The following is a 14,485-nucleotide window of genomic DNA, read 5'->3' as shown; positions in this document are numbered from 1 at the left end:
CCTTTACAGAAATGACAAAAAATGCGTTGATTTTCAACACAAAAAACAAAATCCCAAATCCCAAATACACTTAAATGATTTGGAATTTGGAATTTCATTATTGGAATTCAAACTTTTAGAAAGGTAAATCGTCCGGTTCGTCTTCGTTTAAATTTGTAGCCGGAGCAAAAGCTTCTGCAGCAGGCATTGGTGGCGTTTGCGCAGGACCTTCAGGAGCGACTCTTTCGATTCTCCAACCTTGAATACTATTAAAATATCTGGTTTCTCCTTGTGGATTAACCCATTCTCTTCCTCTTAAATTAATAGAAACTTTTACCGCTTCCCCTTGTTTATAGCTACTTAATAAATCGCATTTATCTTGTGTAAACTCGATTAAAATATGTTGCGGATATTGCTCGTCTGTAGTAACAACTAATTCTCTTTTTTTGAATGAGGCACTAACTTGTTGCTCCGGGTTAACCACTTTTACTTTTCCTGTAACTTCCATCTTCGTCTATATTAATTATTGTTTCGTTTCTTATTTTTTAGCTAAAAGCACTTTCCAAGCTGATAAAACATCATCTTTATTGAGATATTTTTTTGCTTCTAAATGTATTTTTTCCTGATCGTCAGAGCTTAAAACTCCTTTTACCGAAAAGTTTTCTTTCACAAATATACTAACTTCTTCTGTTGTAGGCAAGGCTTCTATGTTACCTAATTTTCCGAGATCATTTCCGTTAAAAACGGGGCTTTCTTTAATAAAATTCGGAATTACATCTACTCCGACTCCTAATGTTGTAAGTGGTTTTTGCACTTCAAAAAGTCCCTGATTTGATCTTGAATACCAGTTATGCCCTAATCTTGAAACCAAATCTATTTTATATTGATCAATAGCTCCGTTTTCATCTAAAATTGCTTCGTGAATATGAATTTTCACCACTTCGCAAAGAATCAGATTTCCTGCTCCGCCCTCTGTCCCTAACGGAATAATCTGTGTGACTTTGCACTCAAACTGAACCGGAGATTCTTTTACACGATATGGTTTCACTATATCTGAAGGTATTTGAGTTAACCCGGCTTTTATAAATTCATTTACTCCATCTGCATATTCTGTGCTGGCTAATGATGTTTGCTGTACCAAATCATAATTCACCACATTTATTACGACTTCACGAGTTGCTTCAGCATTGATCAAAGTATGTTTGATCGTATTGTCACGTACGCGTCTTGATGGTGAAAAAACTAAAATTGGCGGATTGGCACTAAACACATTAAAGAAACTAAACGGTGACAAATTCGGAATTCCTTTTGCGCTGATTGTACTCGCAAAAGCAATTGGCCTGGGTCCAACAGCACTTTGTAAGTAACCTTGCAATTTTGCCGTCGGTATTTCTTTTGGATTAATACTAATCATATTTTTTTCTTTTTAACCGAATCTCTTTTCAGCAACTACAAAAGTATAGAAATCGTTTAAGCCAAAGAAATAGTTTCCAACATAAAAGCAAAAAATCTTTAGAGGTTCACAAAATATTAAATGTGTTTATTTCGTTATATTTATACCTCAAAATCATATTTATGCTCTTTTCTGAAAGAAGAAATACTACCCGATGGATTATCATTTTTATTTCCTTTTTAATTATCTCACTGATACTATGGAATACCTATACTTTTTTTCAAATATTTAAAAATGAAGAAAGGTTGAAAATGAAGCTTTTTGCTAATGCTCAAATTTCAATAGTTAATGCCAACGAAAATACTGATGTAGAACTTCCACTTCAGATTTTCAGCGATAATACTTCAATTCCTGTGATACTAACGATGTATGATAAGATTGTAAGTTCTAAGAATGTGCCTGATGAAATTCTGAATGACAAGAAAAAATCGACAGCTTTTTTGAAAAAATTAAAAAATGAAAATGACCCAATAATCTTTGAATATTCACCCGGGAAATATCAGGAATTATATTACGGAAACTCTGAATTACTCAATAAACTTAAATATTATCCGATTGCTTTATTACTGATTATCTTTTTGTTTGGTGCTTTGATTTATAATTTTTATAAAAGCACAAAAATGGCTACCCAAAACAAACTTTGGGCAGGTATGGCAAAAGAAACGGCACATCAAATTGGAACTCCGCTTTCTTCGTTAATTGGCTGGATAGAAATATTAAAAACGGAAGATATTGATCCGTCGATAACCGCCGAAATAGAAAAAGATGTAGAACGGCTACAAACTATAACTGACCGTTTTTCAAAAATTGGTTCTGTTCCGGTTTTAGAGCCACAGGATATTGTTGCCGAAACCCGGAATACATACGAATATTTACAATCGCGTTTTTCAAAACAAGTTGCTTTTTCTTATCACGCTCCAAAAGAACCTGTTTTTGCTATGATAAATTCAATACTTCATAGCTGGACTATAGAAAATTTGGTAAAAAATGCTATAGATGCCATGAAAGGAAAAGGAACTTTAGATCTCCAGATTGAGCAGGATAATCATTATGTAAAAATTAATATAAAAGATTCCGGAAGCGGAATTTCAAAAAAACAGTTCAAAACTATATTTGAACCCGGTTTTACAACCAAAAAAAGGGGTTGGGGACTTGGACTTTCGTTGACAAAAAGAATCGTCGAAGAATACCATGGCGGCAAAATTAAGGTTTTACATTCTGAAATTGGAAAAGGAACTACTTTTCAGATTTTGTTAAATAAAAAAATGTAGCGAAAATTGCTTTTGCTACATTTTACATTTTTATTGCAAATCGAGCGGAGTCAAGATGTTTTGAATACAAAAGGGTTTCGACTCCGCTCAACCTGACAACTCTCAATACTATTTATTTCTTCTGGAATTTTACAAATTCGCCTGAATACTTTTGACCAAAGCTTCAAATTCTTCTTTGGAAAGTGACACTTTATTATGAAAACGCATTTCATCCATTTCGTTTAACGGAATTAAATGAACGTGTGCGTGAGGCACTTCTAAACCAACAACTGCCATTCCCACTCTTTTACAAGGGACTGTTTTTTCCAGGGCAATTGCAATTTTCTTAGAAAACTTCATTAAGCCTAAATACAACTCATCATCCATGTCAAAAATCTTATCGATTTCCTGTTTTGGAATACAAAGCGTATGCCCTTTTGCATTTGGGTTTACATCTAAAAAGGCCAAATAGTTATCGTCTTCGGCAATTTTATAAGAAGGAATTTCTCCTTTTACTATTTTGGTAAATATAGAACTCATTTGTTACTTTTTAAAAATCTCTATAGTGAGATTACTTCATTCCTCGCAATGACTTAGTCTCTTGTAATTTCAAGAATTTCAAATTTTAAAACACCGTTTGGAACTGTAATTTCTGCTACTTCTCCAACTGATTTTCCCAATAAACCTTTCCCGATAGGAGATGTCACTGAAATTTTCCCTGTTTTCAAATCTGCTTCACTTTCGGCAACCAATGTGTATTTCATTTCCATACCATTGGTTTGATTCTTTATTTTCACATTAGACAATACTAATGCTTTAGAAACATCCAATTGTGATTCATCTATTAATCTGGCATTAGAATACACTTCTTCCAGTTTAGAAATTCTCATTTCTAACAAACCTTGCGCTTCTTTAGCTGCATCATATTCTGCATTTTCAGACAAATCACCTTTGTCTCTCGCTTCTGCTATATCCTGAGATGCCTTTGGGCGCATTACACTTTTTAAATGCTCCAACTCATCTTTTAATTTTTTTAATCCTTCTGCTGTGTAATAAGATACTTTACTCATAACTTCATCGTTTATATAAATACAAAAAATCCCATCGGAACGGGATTTCTTATTACAAATATACTATTATTTTTAATAGTACATAATTATATGTTAATCATATAAAATTCAAAAACTAAATAATTTATTTTTGTTTCACTAATTCTTATTAAAATAATGAAAAAAATCTGGCTCTTAATCGTATTTGTTTCTGTACTTTTTTCGTGTAGTGATAATAGTATAAACAATAAAAATCCTTATATCCCTAATTACACTGTCAATTTTACTATAGATATGAGCTTACCTGCTTATTCTAATCTTAAATATGTGAGTAATGGAATTATAATGTCCGGTTATGGAGCTAAAGGAGTTATTATTTTTAATGCCGGAAGTGGTTATAATGCTTTTGATGCCGCATGTCCTAATCAGGAATTAACTTCTTGTGTTGCTATGACTATTAATGGCATTAATGCTGTTTGTTCTTGCGATAAAGCCGAATACAGTTTATTTACCGGATTAGGAGGAAAGGAATATCCTCTAAAACAATATCGAGTTGAAGTTAGCGGAACAGTAATTCATGTTTATAACTAAAATAGAAAAGCCTGAAAGTTTTAAATTTTCAGGCTCTTTATTTTTTAGGAATCTTTTAGAATTTCAAAGTCAGTCCAATTAAGAAATTGGTTCCTGACTGTGGATAATAATATGGATAAACATCCCACATATATCCGTTTGAAACATATTTTTTATCTAAAATATTATTTACTAAACCAGTAACCATAATTGATTTGAAAACAGATTTAGGCTGAATTTCATAAGAAATATTAAAATCGTTCACAAAATAATCAGCTAGTTTAGCTGAAGGCAGTTCTATATTATTCATATATTGCTCACCAACAAATTTCTGCAATAACGAAAGATGTAAATTCTTAATCGGGCTATACACTATGATATTTCCAGCAATAACCGAAGGAGAATAGGCAATATCTGTTGTTCCGTAATTCTGACCTTCTACATCTAAATCAACATTTTTATTGCTGCTTAAAGTAAAATTTGGTCTAAGAATAAATTTCTCTGAAAGCTTAATAGTGGCATCAACTTCAAATCCTAAACGGTAGCTTTTTTCACTATTTGAACGAATTGGGGATCCAACATCGTCTAATGTTCCCGTTAAAATCAACTGGTCTTTGTATCCCATATAATACAAATTAGAAGTCAATTGAAATTTCTCTGAATTGAATCTCCAACCCAACTCAAAATCATTTAATTTTTCAGGTTTTACATTTCCACCTTCATAATCAGTTCTGTTTGGTTCGCGATTTGCTCTGGCATATGAAAAATAAAGCGTGCTTTTTTGATTTATTTCAAAGTTCAAACCCGCTTTTGGATTAAAGAAATTAAAAGTATCATCGACTAATCCGGTTTCTGGTGAATTCGCTTTATAAGTAACATTACGCAATTGCAAATCTCCATAAAAACTTAATTTTTCAGTTAGTTGATAATTTGCTTTTGCAAAAATATTCCCATCAGTTTTTGTCGAAAAATCATCGTAATAATGATCCCCCAATTCCGATTGCGATGCATATCTTGCCCAAATCACTTTTCCGTAATGGTCTCCTTCGTATTTATTCCAGCCTCCGCCAAAAATAACATCTACCTTTTCGTCTTTGTACTTTGCAGAAAATGTAGTTCCGTAAAAATCATTATCCAACCATTTCTGGCGTACTAAATCGGTTGTAGTAACAGTTCCAACCGGAAGCAATCCGTAATCGGCCATATCTGCATCTTCCTTATAATTTTCATAATACCCTTTTCCTTTAGTGTAATGAAAAGCTAAGTTTGTACTCCATTTATCAGAAAACGATTCATTCCAATGCAATTGATAATGATCTTGTTTGTAATTATCGGTTTCATTGTCGTAGAAACGAGGATTCCCTGCTTCATCCGTATACATTCCGGCAGAATTGAAAGTACGATCTGTATTTAGAGTTTCAGCATCAATTCCGTTCCAGGATTGGTAGGTTTTTTCAGTTCCGCCAAAAACCAATGCTTTAATTAAAGTGGTTTTGCCAATATAAGTTCCCTGTAAAAAATAAGATTTCAAATCAGAACTCGCTCTGTCAACATATCCGTCTGATTTAATTGCAGACAAACGTCCTGCCAATTCAAAATGATCATTCAATAAACCTGTACTGAATTTCACGGTATGTTTATGAGAGTTGAAACTACCAAAAGAATTCGAAATTTCACCATTCGCTTTTGACGCATAATTATCTGTCAACATGTTTAAACTGGCACCAAAAGCACCTGAACCATTAGTTGATGTTCCAACACCACGCTGCAATTGCAAGCTTTCTACCGAAGAAGCAAAATCAGGCATGTTTACCCAAAATGTTCCCTGACTTTCGGCATCGTTATACGGAATTCCGTTTATGGTAACATTTACCCTTGTTGCATCGCTTCCGCGTACACGGATTCCTGTGTATCCCATTCCGTTTCCTGCATCAGAAGTAGTCACTACCGATGGAAGATAATTCATAAGGATTGGAATATCCTGACCCAGATTTCTGAATTTGATATCTTTTTTATCTAAATTACTAAAACTTACCGGAGTTTTTGCAGTAACACGAACTGCCGAAACTAAAACCTCATCAAGTGAATTAACTTTGGTTGAGTCCTGCTCTTGTGAAAAAGAAAACAGAGTAAAAAAAATAGAGAATAGAGTAAAGAAAACAGATTTAGTTCTTGTTGTTTTTTGAAACTTAGAACCTTTGTAACTTAGTACCTCAGTACCTTTAAAAATGGTTTTCATCCGTAAAAGAATTACGAATAAAAGGGGGAATTATTCTTTTGTTAATTAATAAATTTGTTTCACGACAATACATAGTATAAACTAAAAACTGTCGTTTTTTCCCTTAGCAACATTACTCGCTCAGGTTCTTTGGGTATGATCTCAGCTCGTTATTTGGAGCACCCCTTTGAGACGGTGCAAAAGTAATACTAAAAATTTCAAAAATCAATAGCAATCACAAAAATCAAACTCGATGTGAAATCTCAAATTCGAAAAAAAATTAATCTAAATTTGGTTTCTTACGGGATTGTTTAATCTCAGAGATATTCTTCTTATCCTTAATCCGTTTTTTAATAACTGATTTAGGAATCTTAGTCGCTTTTCGAATTTTAGGAACAAACAACCCTTTTTTAATAATTTCTAAAAAACGTTTTACAACAATCTCTTTGTTTTTAAGCTGACTTCTGTCTTCGTCACAATTTAAGATCAGAATATCTTCTGAAGTCAAACGTGAAGCCAGATTAGTTTTTAAAAGCAGTTTTTCCTCATCTGATAAAGATTCAGATGCATTCAGATCAAAAGTCAGAACTACTTTTGAAGATACTTTGTTTACATTTTGTCCACCGGCTCCACTACTTCTAACGGCTTTAAAACTTAATTCTGTTATTATTCTTCCGATATCCATTTTTGTGGTTGATGAGCCTGCTTTAATAAATCATTTACTGTTTTCACCGGATTAAAAGTTATTAATGGAACTGCGACAAAAATGGTCAGCCAGTTTGACATTCCTCCATTCCATAATCCTGGCAGCTCATAATTTTTAACTATTTTCCCTTCAGCACTTTTTTCTACAATAAATCCTGTATTATGATCTACAAACTGTGTCAGGTCATATTTCTCTCCTTTATAGTTTTTAGTACTGCAAACCAAATCAACAGGGTTAAAATGAGTAGATTCTTCTAAAATTGATTTTTGCTTTTTATTCGTTAAATCAACTTGTGAAGTTTCTACAATTTGCAGGGAGATATCACCTTTATCATTTCTGGTCCAAAATGGGCCACCTCCTGCTTCACCTTCGTTTTTAACCATTCCACAAACCCTAATTGGTCTGTCCAGAAGTTCTTTTATTTTACTTATTTTATTTTCAAAAGTAAATTTATTAAAATCACTTGTCATTTTTATACAAAGCTTTTGCATTAAAAAATCGACAATTTCCTGAATGTCCTTCTCTTTAATCTTTTCCTTTTCTATAGCATCCAAATAACCAAAAACCTTTTGCTGCAATTCTATTAAAATTCCGGCTAATCCTTTTTTATACAATGTAATTTTATCAATATGATTTTGAATTACATTATCAATATTTTTTATAAAAATAATATCAGCATCAATTTTATTAAGATTTTCAATCAAAGCTCCATGTCCGCCGGGCCTAAAAACAAATGATCCTTTCTGATTCCTGAAAACATTATCTTTTATATCAACAACAATAGAGTCTGTCCGTTTATTTTGATATGAAAAACTAATATGTATTTGGGTTCCGGATTCTGATTCCACTTTTTGTTTAACTTCCTCAATAGCTTTTTCAAACAACTCAAGATGAGTTTCGGAAACCGTAAAATGTAAATTCGAAGCTTTATTAGTAGCTGCGTAATGCACACATTCATTCAAATGCTCTTCTATTGGATTTGCTATGTGAGTTTCATATTTATGAAAAGGTAAAACTGCTTTTGGCTTATTCGAAAAATCAAAATAATTTGAAGACAATAATAGTTTTATGAAATAATAATTTTTATGATCTCTGTCTAAAGTATTAAAATGGGGATAAATTATCCTTAGTTTTTTATCCACAGCTTTAAAAAAAGGAAATTTATCCATTGCAACAATAAAAATGGACAAATCATTGTCATTTTTTCTATTGATGTAAGAATTAATTGTTTCTTTTTGAATATCATAATCATTCAGAAAAGCAATTAAAAACTTAAACATCCTGGTTGCTGCACCCGAAGCAGGAATGAATTTACATATTTTAAAATTAGCTTTATTATCATCAAAAAAACCAGCTTTTTCTTCAAAATCAACATCTGACAAACTTAAAATCCCGTTATTAATTGTTGCCGGGCTTATTAAATTACTTTTCGAAACTCCTTTTTTAAAAATTTTAAGCTGTTTCAGAATGTTTTCAAAAGGAATTCCATGATCATAAATTTCAACAAAGTCCGTTGATGAAAATCCTCTTTTTTTTGCGATAGTCAAATTATCGATAATAGCCGTAGCTTTTGCTAAACGGGTTTCTTTATCTCCCGAAAGCGTAATAAATGGCTTTTTACTATCGATTAAAGTTTGTTTGAAAACTGAAAAAACAGTTTCTCTTTTATTTGGACTGTCACGAATATCATCTTTTTCCCAGGGAACGTCAATATCTGTAAGGAAAAATAAGTCATAGTCATGTTCTAAAGCAGCTTCCTCTAATAATGGATTACAAAAACCATAATACACCTCAGAAAAAACCTTAGTTACCATTAAATTAGTATCGCAAAACAGATATTTTTGTGCGGTATATAACTTTTCATTTTCTAATGCTACTTGCCCGTAAGCAATTGGCATCATATCTTCTTCAACACAAATATGTTTGTTTACCTCCCATTTCTCCTGCAAATAATCCCGTGCAAACTCAGGAACCCATTCCGTTTCATAAAATGCGGCAAGTTGCTTTGCTAATGTGGTTTTACCTGTACTTTCAGGACCAAATAAAGCAATTTTTATAATATTTGTTTTTTGCTGTCTAAGATTTTTCTCCATTCTAAATAAGCTGAAATAGCCAAAATTGTAAAAATTAAATACTGAAATGACAGCATTCCTAAGCCACGATATGCATAAAGAGGCACTACAATAATATCACCTATTATCCAAAGTGTCCAATTTTCTATTTTTTTTCTTGCCATATACCACATTCCTGCAAAAAATATTCCTGATGAAACCATGTCGACATAATTGTCTGCTTTAATCTCATAATCGAAATATTTATAGATTCCTAAAACTACAAAAAACGTAACAAAAAACAATAAAATTCCTATTATTTTTTCGGTAAAATTAGTTCTTGTAATTGGCAGACTGTCCTCAACTGTTCCACCTTTTGCCCAAACATACCATCCATAAATACTCATAACAGAAAAATATCCGTTTATAATCATATCTCCTATATAACCTGCAACATATAAAAGATATACTGAAATCACAGTAGCAATTAAACCTGTAGGATATACCCAGATATTTTCTTTTTTCGCAAACCAAACGCTTAAAATTCCGCAGACAAAAACCAAAAACTCTAAAGCGATATGCCATAAGGGTGCATTTTTATAACTGTCGAGAAAAAAATCTATCATTTTAGCGATTGTTTTTGAGTGTTATTTTAATCTTATGATTCAAAAAAGTGGCTGTTATTCTCAAAAGCTGTTCCAATGACTACTAAATCCGCACCAGCATTATACGCTTGTTGAATCCCTTTCAGATTTGCAATTCCTCCTCCAACGATTATCGGAATTTCAATATTTTGAGCGATTAACTGTATCATTTCCAACGGAACAGATTGTTTTGCCCCACTACCGGCTTCGAGATACACTAATTTATTCCCTAACATTTCGCCGGCCTGTGCAGTTGCCAAAACCAAATTAAGATCCTGACGATTGAGAGGTTGTGTTTTACTCACTCTTGCCACAGCAGTTTCATTACCGCTTTCTATTAAAATATAACCTGTTGAAATAACTTCCAGGTTTGTTTTTTTGAGAATTGGCGCCGCCTGAACCTGATATTCAATTAAATAATCAGCGTTTCGGCCAGACAATAAAGATAAGAACAAAATAGCATCAGCCTGGGATGAAATTTGCGACGGATCTCCCGGAAATATAATAACGGGCAAGTTTGTTTTTTGTTTTAATGCCGTCATTAAATCTTCTAAAATAGTAGTCCGGACTATACTCCCTCCAACAAAAATATGAGTTGCAGGCGATTGGTTTATTTTAAGCAAAAGATGATCTAAATTTTCCCAAACAATTTTATCCGGATCTAAAAGTATGGCAAGCAGTTTTTGTCCATCAATCTTGGCCTGAATAATTTGCTGGTAGATATTGGATATTTTTCGTCTCATAATTGGGCGTAAAAGTAAAAGTTTTTTAATGCAGAAGAACTATTTTGAATAAATTATATTTGTATAATGGCTTTTGATAACCAAAGAAACAAATTATGATTGCAACCGGTCTTTTAGAAAAATATGGTGCCTTAAAGAAATTTTACGAAAAAACTTCGACTGTTTTTGAAGAAGGAAAATTGCCCGCTCATTATTATCAGATTGTTTCGGGTGAAATAAAAATGAACAATTACAATGATGACGGACGCGAATTTATTCAGGGAATTTTTTATAAAGATCAATCTTTTGGCGAGCCACCACTATTTTTAAATCAAAATTATCCCGCAAGTGCTGTTGCCGTAGAAGATACACAAATTCTCTGTCTTCCAAAATCAAATTTCATGAAACTACTGGAAGAAAATCCGGTAATCAGCATTAAAATAATCGAAAATTTAGCGCAGCGTTTGTATTACAAATCGGTTATGGCGGCAGAAATATCAACCCAGGAACCGGAACATCGCATTTTAAAATTGATCGATCACGGAATTGTATATTTTAATTTTAAGAAAGATGAAAATGGTTATCTGATCAATTTTACAAGACAGCAAATTGGTGATTTGACCGGCCTTCGCGTAGAAACCGTTATTAGAACAATTAAAGCTTTGGAAAAGAAAGGTGTTTTGAAGATAATCAACAGAAAAGTATACCGATAAAAAAGTTTTGTTCTTATGATTTAAGTCATAAAATCATGATGCATGGTGGTAGTAAATTTGCTACTATAAAACTACATATCATGACACTTTATAACACAACATTCGAAAATTTCAATAAAAATTATATTGGTTCTGCAACAATGGCTGTAATTGGCCAAAGCTGTTTAGGGGCAGCAGCAGCCATGTATATTCTTTCTCATGGAACCTCTATTGGGCAAATGATACAATTGGCAATTATTGTTCTGGCTTGTATCTTTGTAAACACTTCAATTTTAGCACAAATGAAACACAAACTGGTTTTTAACCTGATTATTACAAGTGCTTTTTTTAGTGTTCTATTTATTATTTTAAACACTTTTATCTTATGAGAAAGCAAATAGAAGACCGAGCTGACATAGAAATTTTGGTTCACGCTTTTTACGCTAAAATAAGGGCCAATAAAGAAATTGGCTTTTATTTTAATACGATGATAAAGGACTGGAACGCACATCTGGAAAAACTGACTGATTTTTGGGAAACCAATTTATTTGCAGTAAAAAAATACAGAGGTAACCCGCATGCGGTACACAATGAAGTTGATGAACATTTTGAAGGTGAAATTACCTCAAATGAATTTGGAATATGGCTTAACTATTGGTTTCAGACTTTAGACGAACTTTTTGAAGGTGAAAATGTAGAAACGCTAAAAAGACGTGCCAGAAAAATGGGAACTTTTTTGTTTATGAGTATGTTTGAACATCGAAAAAAAATGGATGAAGCTTCTTTAGAACATTTAGATTAAACTCATTTTTGTTATTTCTCCCTTCGGTCGAAATAACAAGATTGTCGTGAGTTTTGGATTTTTTTATATTGAAATTTTACTTTTCGAAAGCATAAACCAAAGTAAAATTCTGATCTGAATTATCCGATTTGATTTCTTCGTAATACACATTAAAATCCTTAATCAAATCATCAAAATGAAGACTGGCCTGCGTTTGTTTTTCATCTAAAGAAAAATCTCCGACCCTAATATGATCTTTAAAACTGATTCCTTTTTCGTTTCTGATTTTAAAAATTGCTTCTTTGGCACCCCAAACTACGGTGAGTTTTTTTATGTATTCTTCTAAAACATTCGGATTTAAGTAATCAAATTCCGTATCGACAAATTTATCAGCAATGCGGAGAATTTTTTCGCGTTGTAATTCCATATCGATTCCAACGGTTTCATGGCTGATAATAATCGCTGCAAAATGATGCGAATGTGTAATAGAAATGTAATTATGGCAGTCAAAATACGGTTTCCCGAATTCATCATAATGTAAATCTTTGTCTGTAAAACCCATTTCCTGAATCAGCATACGAACGCTCAAAAACGCACGCTGATGCATTTGAGATTTCATTCCGTTTAATCGTAATTGGGTTTTCTCTTTCAGCACAACTTTCTCTACTAACTCCTCAAGGGATTCTGTTATTTCCCAAATTAAAATTTTGGTCGTTTCGTCGTGCTGTATGGTCTGAAATAGAGGCATTTTTTTTAATTGTGAATTATAAATTGTGAATTATTAACGCTCTCTTATCTCTCTAGCCCTGATGGGAACGGCATCCTTTTGTGGCGGGGTTCGCCGCAAAAGATAGAGTGGACAGCAGGAAATAGCTCCTTAAAAAATTATTTATCTAATGTACAAAAGATTAAGCAATTAAACATTTCACAAATCTTTTAGAAATTACTTAAATTATAAAGTTATTCCGTAAATTTGCAAAAAATTTACAATTACAAATATACTATAAATGAGTACTACAACTACGCCTTTTGTGGCTTTCAAAGTAAAAGACATTTCTCTAGCGGCTTGGGGAAGAAAAGAAATTGAATTGGCTGAAGCTGAAATGCCAGGTTTGATGGCGCTTCGTGCTGAATATAAAGATGAGCAGCCTCTTAAAGGTGCCCGTATTGCAGGATGTCTGCATATGACGATCCAGACTGCCGTTTTGATCGAAACTTTAATCGCTCTTGGTGCTGAGGTTACTTGGAGTTCTTGTAACATTTTCTCTACTCAGGATCAGGCTGCTGCTGCTATTGCCGCCGCCGGAATTCAGGTTTATGCCTGGAAAGGTCTTGACGAAGAGTCTTTTGACTGGTGTATTGAGCAAACTTTATTCTTTGGTGAAGACAGAAAACCATTGAACATGATTTTGGATGATGGTGGAGATTTAACAAATATGGTTATTGACCGTTTCCCGGAATTGGTTCCTGGAATCAAAGGTTTATCTGAAGAAACTACAACCGGAGTTCACAGACTTTACGAAAGAGTAAAAGCCGGAACTTTACCAATGCCTGCAATCAATATTAATGACTCTGTTACTAAATCTAAATTTGATAACAAATACGGTTGTAAAGAATCTGCTGTAGATGCTGTACGTCGTGCAACTGACTTAATGTTAGCCGGAAAAAGAGTTATTGTTTGCGGATATGGTGATGTTGGAAAAGGAACTGCTGCTTCTTTTAGAGGTGCAGGATCTATTGTAACAGTTACTGAAATCGATCCAATTTGTGCTTTACAAGCTGCAATGGACGGTTATGAAGTTAAGAAATTAAACACTGTAATTGCTAATGCTGATATCATTATTACAACTACAGGAAATAAAGACATCGTTTTAGGTTCTCATTTCGAGCAAATGAAAGACAAAACTGTCGTTTGTAACATCGGACACTTTGATAACGAAATTGATATGGCCTGGTTAAACAAAAACCACGGTGCATCTAAAATCGAAATCAAACCTCAGGTTGACAAATATACAATCGCCGGAAAAGATATCATCATTCTTGCTGAAGGACGTTTAGTAAACCTTGGTTGTGCTACAGGTCACCCAAGTTTTGTAATGAGTAACTCATTCACCAACCAAACTTTAGCTCAAATCGAATTGTGGAAAAACAGTGCTGCTTACAACAATGACGTTTATATGTTGCCAAAACATTTAGATGAAAAAGTGGCTGCTTTGCACTTAGCTAAATTAGGAGTTGAATTGGAAACTTTACGTGACGATCAGGCTGCTTACATCGGTGTTCCGGTTGAAGGCCCTTTCAAACCAGAGTACTACAGATACTAGATTAATTTTAGATTTTAGATTCTAAATCTGGATTTCTTAATTAATA

At 33.2% G+C, this 14,485-nt stretch carries 16 protein-coding genes; 6 read left to right on the top strand and 10 right to left on the bottom strand.

The annotated features are described in order from the left end of the window. Positions 1–115: 115 nt before the first annotated feature. Both PMI10_RS04800 and PMI10_RS04795 read right to left on the bottom strand, forming a co-directional pair. Positions 116–487: a DUF3127 domain-containing protein gene (locus PMI10_RS04800; RefSeq protein WP_007805121.1), complete on the bottom strand. Its 372-nt coding sequence runs from the start codon at positions 485–487 to the stop codon at positions 116–118. 30 nt (positions 488–517) lie between these two features. Further along, positions 518–1,393: a flavin reductase family protein gene (locus PMI10_RS04795; RefSeq protein ID WP_007805119.1), complete on the bottom strand. Its 876-nt coding sequence runs from the start codon at positions 1,391–1,393 to the stop codon at positions 518–520. A gap of 161 nt (positions 1,394–1,554) precedes the next feature. Here PMI10_RS04795 and PMI10_RS04790 point away from each other — a divergent pair, with 161 nt between their 5' ends. Next, positions 1,555–2,703, top strand: a complete 1,149-nt coding sequence (locus PMI10_RS04790; RefSeq protein WP_007805117.1) for a sensor histidine kinase — start codon at positions 1,555–1,557, stop codon at positions 2,701–2,703. Positions 2,704–2,832: 129 nt separating this feature from the next. On the opposite strand, the gene PMI10_RS04785 is transcribed toward PMI10_RS04790, so the two are convergent. Both PMI10_RS04785 and greA read right to left on the bottom strand, forming a co-directional pair. Then, complete coding sequence (locus PMI10_RS04785) at positions 2,833–3,222, bottom strand: HIT family protein (protein ID WP_007805115.1); 390 nt, start codon at positions 3,220–3,222, stop codon at positions 2,833–2,835. Positions 3,223–3,275: 53 nt separating this feature from the next. Then, positions 3,276–3,752, bottom strand: coding sequence for a transcription elongation factor GreA (gene greA / locus PMI10_RS04780; RefSeq protein WP_007805113.1), 477 nt, complete (start codon positions 3,750–3,752; stop codon positions 3,276–3,278). Between the two features lie 156 nt (positions 3,753–3,908). Here greA and PMI10_RS04775 point away from each other — a divergent pair, with 156 nt between their 5' ends. Further along, positions 3,909–4,322: a Rieske (2Fe-2S) protein gene (locus PMI10_RS04775; protein ID WP_007805111.1), complete on the top strand. Its 414-nt coding sequence runs from the start codon at positions 3,909–3,911 to the stop codon at positions 4,320–4,322. A gap of 55 nt (positions 4,323–4,377) precedes the next feature. On the opposite strand, the gene PMI10_RS04770 is transcribed toward PMI10_RS04775, so the two are convergent. The 5 genes from PMI10_RS04770 to PMI10_RS04750 form a co-directional block, all read right to left on the bottom strand. Beyond that, the gene (locus PMI10_RS04770) at positions 4,378–6,540 is read right to left on the bottom strand and encodes a TonB-dependent receptor (protein ID WP_007805109.1); all 2,163 of its coding nucleotides are present in this window, start codon (positions 6,538–6,540) and stop codon (positions 4,378–4,380) included. A 259-nt stretch (positions 6,541–6,799) separates the two neighbouring features. Then, a complete protein-coding gene (arfB, locus tag PMI10_RS04765) occupies positions 6,800–7,204 on the bottom strand; it encodes an alternative ribosome rescue aminoacyl-tRNA hydrolase ArfB (RefSeq protein ID WP_007805108.1) in 405 nt (134 codons plus the stop codon). Then, positions 7,186–9,318: a DUF4301 family protein gene (locus PMI10_RS04760; protein WP_007805106.1), complete on the bottom strand. Its 2,133-nt coding sequence runs from the start codon at positions 9,316–9,318 to the stop codon at positions 7,186–7,188. Before PMI10_RS04760 ends, arfB begins: the two co-directional genes overlap by 19 nt. Continuing rightward, positions 9,279–9,902 (bottom strand): nicotinamide riboside transporter PnuC, encoded by a 624-nt coding sequence (gene pnuC / locus PMI10_RS04755; protein WP_007805104.1) that lies wholly within the window; start codon positions 9,900–9,902, stop codon positions 9,279–9,281. Before pnuC ends, PMI10_RS04760 begins: the two co-directional genes overlap by 40 nt. Positions 9,903–9,934: 32 nt before the next feature. Next, positions 9,935–10,663 carry a geranylgeranylglyceryl/heptaprenylglyceryl phosphate synthase gene (locus PMI10_RS04750; RefSeq protein WP_007805102.1) on the bottom strand — a complete coding sequence of 243 codons (729 nt, stop codon included), beginning with the start codon at positions 10,661–10,663 and terminating at the stop codon, positions 9,935–9,937. A gap of 95 nt (positions 10,664–10,758) precedes the next feature. Here PMI10_RS04750 and PMI10_RS04745 point away from each other — a divergent pair, with 95 nt between their 5' ends. The 3 genes from PMI10_RS04745 to PMI10_RS04735 all read left to right on the top strand — a co-directional run bounded on the left by PMI10_RS04745 (position 10,759) and on the right by PMI10_RS04735 (position 12,136). Continuing rightward, positions 10,759–11,355, top strand: a complete 597-nt coding sequence (locus PMI10_RS04745; RefSeq protein WP_007805101.1) for a Crp/Fnr family transcriptional regulator — start codon at positions 10,759–10,761, stop codon at positions 11,353–11,355. 80 nt (positions 11,356–11,435) lie between these two features. After that, a complete protein-coding gene (locus PMI10_RS04740) occupies positions 11,436–11,723 on the top strand; it encodes a hypothetical protein (protein ID WP_035631351.1) in 288 nt (95 codons plus the stop codon). Then, positions 11,720–12,136 (top strand): group III truncated hemoglobin, encoded by a 417-nt coding sequence (locus PMI10_RS04735; protein ID WP_007805097.1) that lies wholly within the window; start codon positions 11,720–11,722, stop codon positions 12,134–12,136. The genes PMI10_RS04740 and PMI10_RS04735 overlap by 4 nt, the downstream gene beginning before the upstream one ends. A 76-nt stretch (positions 12,137–12,212) precedes the next feature. Here PMI10_RS04735 and PMI10_RS04730 read toward each other — a convergent pair whose 3' ends face one another. Continuing rightward, positions 12,213–12,863, bottom strand: a complete 651-nt coding sequence (locus tag PMI10_RS04730; RefSeq protein WP_007805094.1) for a 4'-phosphopantetheinyl transferase family protein — start codon at positions 12,861–12,863, stop codon at positions 12,213–12,215. A 259-nt stretch (positions 12,864–13,122) separates the two neighbouring features. Here PMI10_RS04730 and ahcY point away from each other — a divergent pair, with 259 nt between their 5' ends. Further along, entirely contained in the window at positions 13,123–14,439 is a 1,317-nt protein-coding gene (gene ahcY, locus PMI10_RS04725) for an adenosylhomocysteinase (protein WP_007805093.1), read from the top strand. Positions 14,440–14,485 lie beyond the last annotated feature (46 nt).

Source organism: Flavobacterium sp. CF136, from assembly GCF_000282055.1.
GTDB lineage: Bacteria > Bacteroidota > Bacteroidia > Flavobacteriales > Flavobacteriaceae > Flavobacterium.
The sequence above is the reverse complement of the archived record's forward strand: the minus strand, read 5'-3'. Positions and strand labels throughout refer to the sequence as shown.

What these genes read in the sequence shown, in the direction of transcription:
- PMI10_RS04800 (WP_007805121.1), bottom strand. Translation starts at nt 487, where the DNA reads ATGGAAGTTACAGGAAAAGTAAAAGTGGTTAACCCGGAGCAACAAGTT.
- ahcY (WP_007805093.1), top strand. Translation starts at nt 13,123, where the DNA reads ATGAGTACTACAACTACGCCTTTTGTGGCTTTCAAAGTAAAAGACATT.
- PMI10_RS04735 (WP_007805097.1), top strand. Translation starts at nt 11,720, where the DNA reads ATGAGAAAGCAAATAGAAGACCGAGCTGACATAGAAATTTTGGTTCAC.
- PMI10_RS04730 (WP_007805094.1), bottom strand. Translation starts at nt 12,863, where the DNA reads ATGCCTCTATTTCAGACCATACAGCACGACGAAACGACCAAAATTTTA.
- greA (WP_007805113.1), bottom strand. Translation starts at nt 3,752, where the DNA reads ATGAGTAAAGTATCTTATTACACAGCAGAAGGATTAAAAAAATTAAAA.
- PMI10_RS04795 (WP_007805119.1), bottom strand. Translation starts at nt 1,393, where the DNA reads ATGATTAGTATTAATCCAAAAGAAATACCGACGGCAAAATTGCAAGGT.
- pnuC (WP_007805104.1), bottom strand. Translation starts at nt 9,902, where the DNA reads ATGATAGATTTTTTTCTCGACAGTTATAAAAATGCACCCTTATGGCAT.
- PMI10_RS04770 (WP_007805109.1), bottom strand. Translation starts at nt 6,540, where the DNA reads ATGAAAACCATTTTTAAAGGTACTGAGGTACTAAGTTACAAAGGTTCT.
- PMI10_RS04775 (WP_007805111.1), top strand. Translation starts at nt 3,909, where the DNA reads ATGAAAAAAATCTGGCTCTTAATCGTATTTGTTTCTGTACTTTTTTCG.
- PMI10_RS04745 (WP_007805101.1), top strand. Translation starts at nt 10,759, where the DNA reads ATGATTGCAACCGGTCTTTTAGAAAAATATGGTGCCTTAAAGAAATTT.
- PMI10_RS04760 (WP_007805106.1), bottom strand. Translation starts at nt 9,318, where the DNA reads ATGGAGAAAAATCTTAGACAGCAAAAAACAAATATTATAAAAATTGCT.
- PMI10_RS04790 (WP_007805117.1), top strand. Translation starts at nt 1,555, where the DNA reads ATGCTCTTTTCTGAAAGAAGAAATACTACCCGATGGATTATCATTTTT.
- PMI10_RS04740 (WP_035631351.1), top strand. Translation starts at nt 11,436, where the DNA reads ATGACACTTTATAACACAACATTCGAAAATTTCAATAAAAATTATATT.
- PMI10_RS04750 (WP_007805102.1), bottom strand. Translation starts at nt 10,663, where the DNA reads ATGAGACGAAAAATATCCAATATCTACCAGCAAATTATTCAGGCCAAG.
- arfB (WP_007805108.1), bottom strand. Translation starts at nt 7,204, where the DNA reads ATGGATATCGGAAGAATAATAACAGAATTAAGTTTTAAAGCCGTTAGA.
- PMI10_RS04785 (WP_007805115.1), bottom strand. Translation starts at nt 3,222, where the DNA reads ATGAGTTCTATATTTACCAAAATAGTAAAAGGAGAAATTCCTTCTTAT.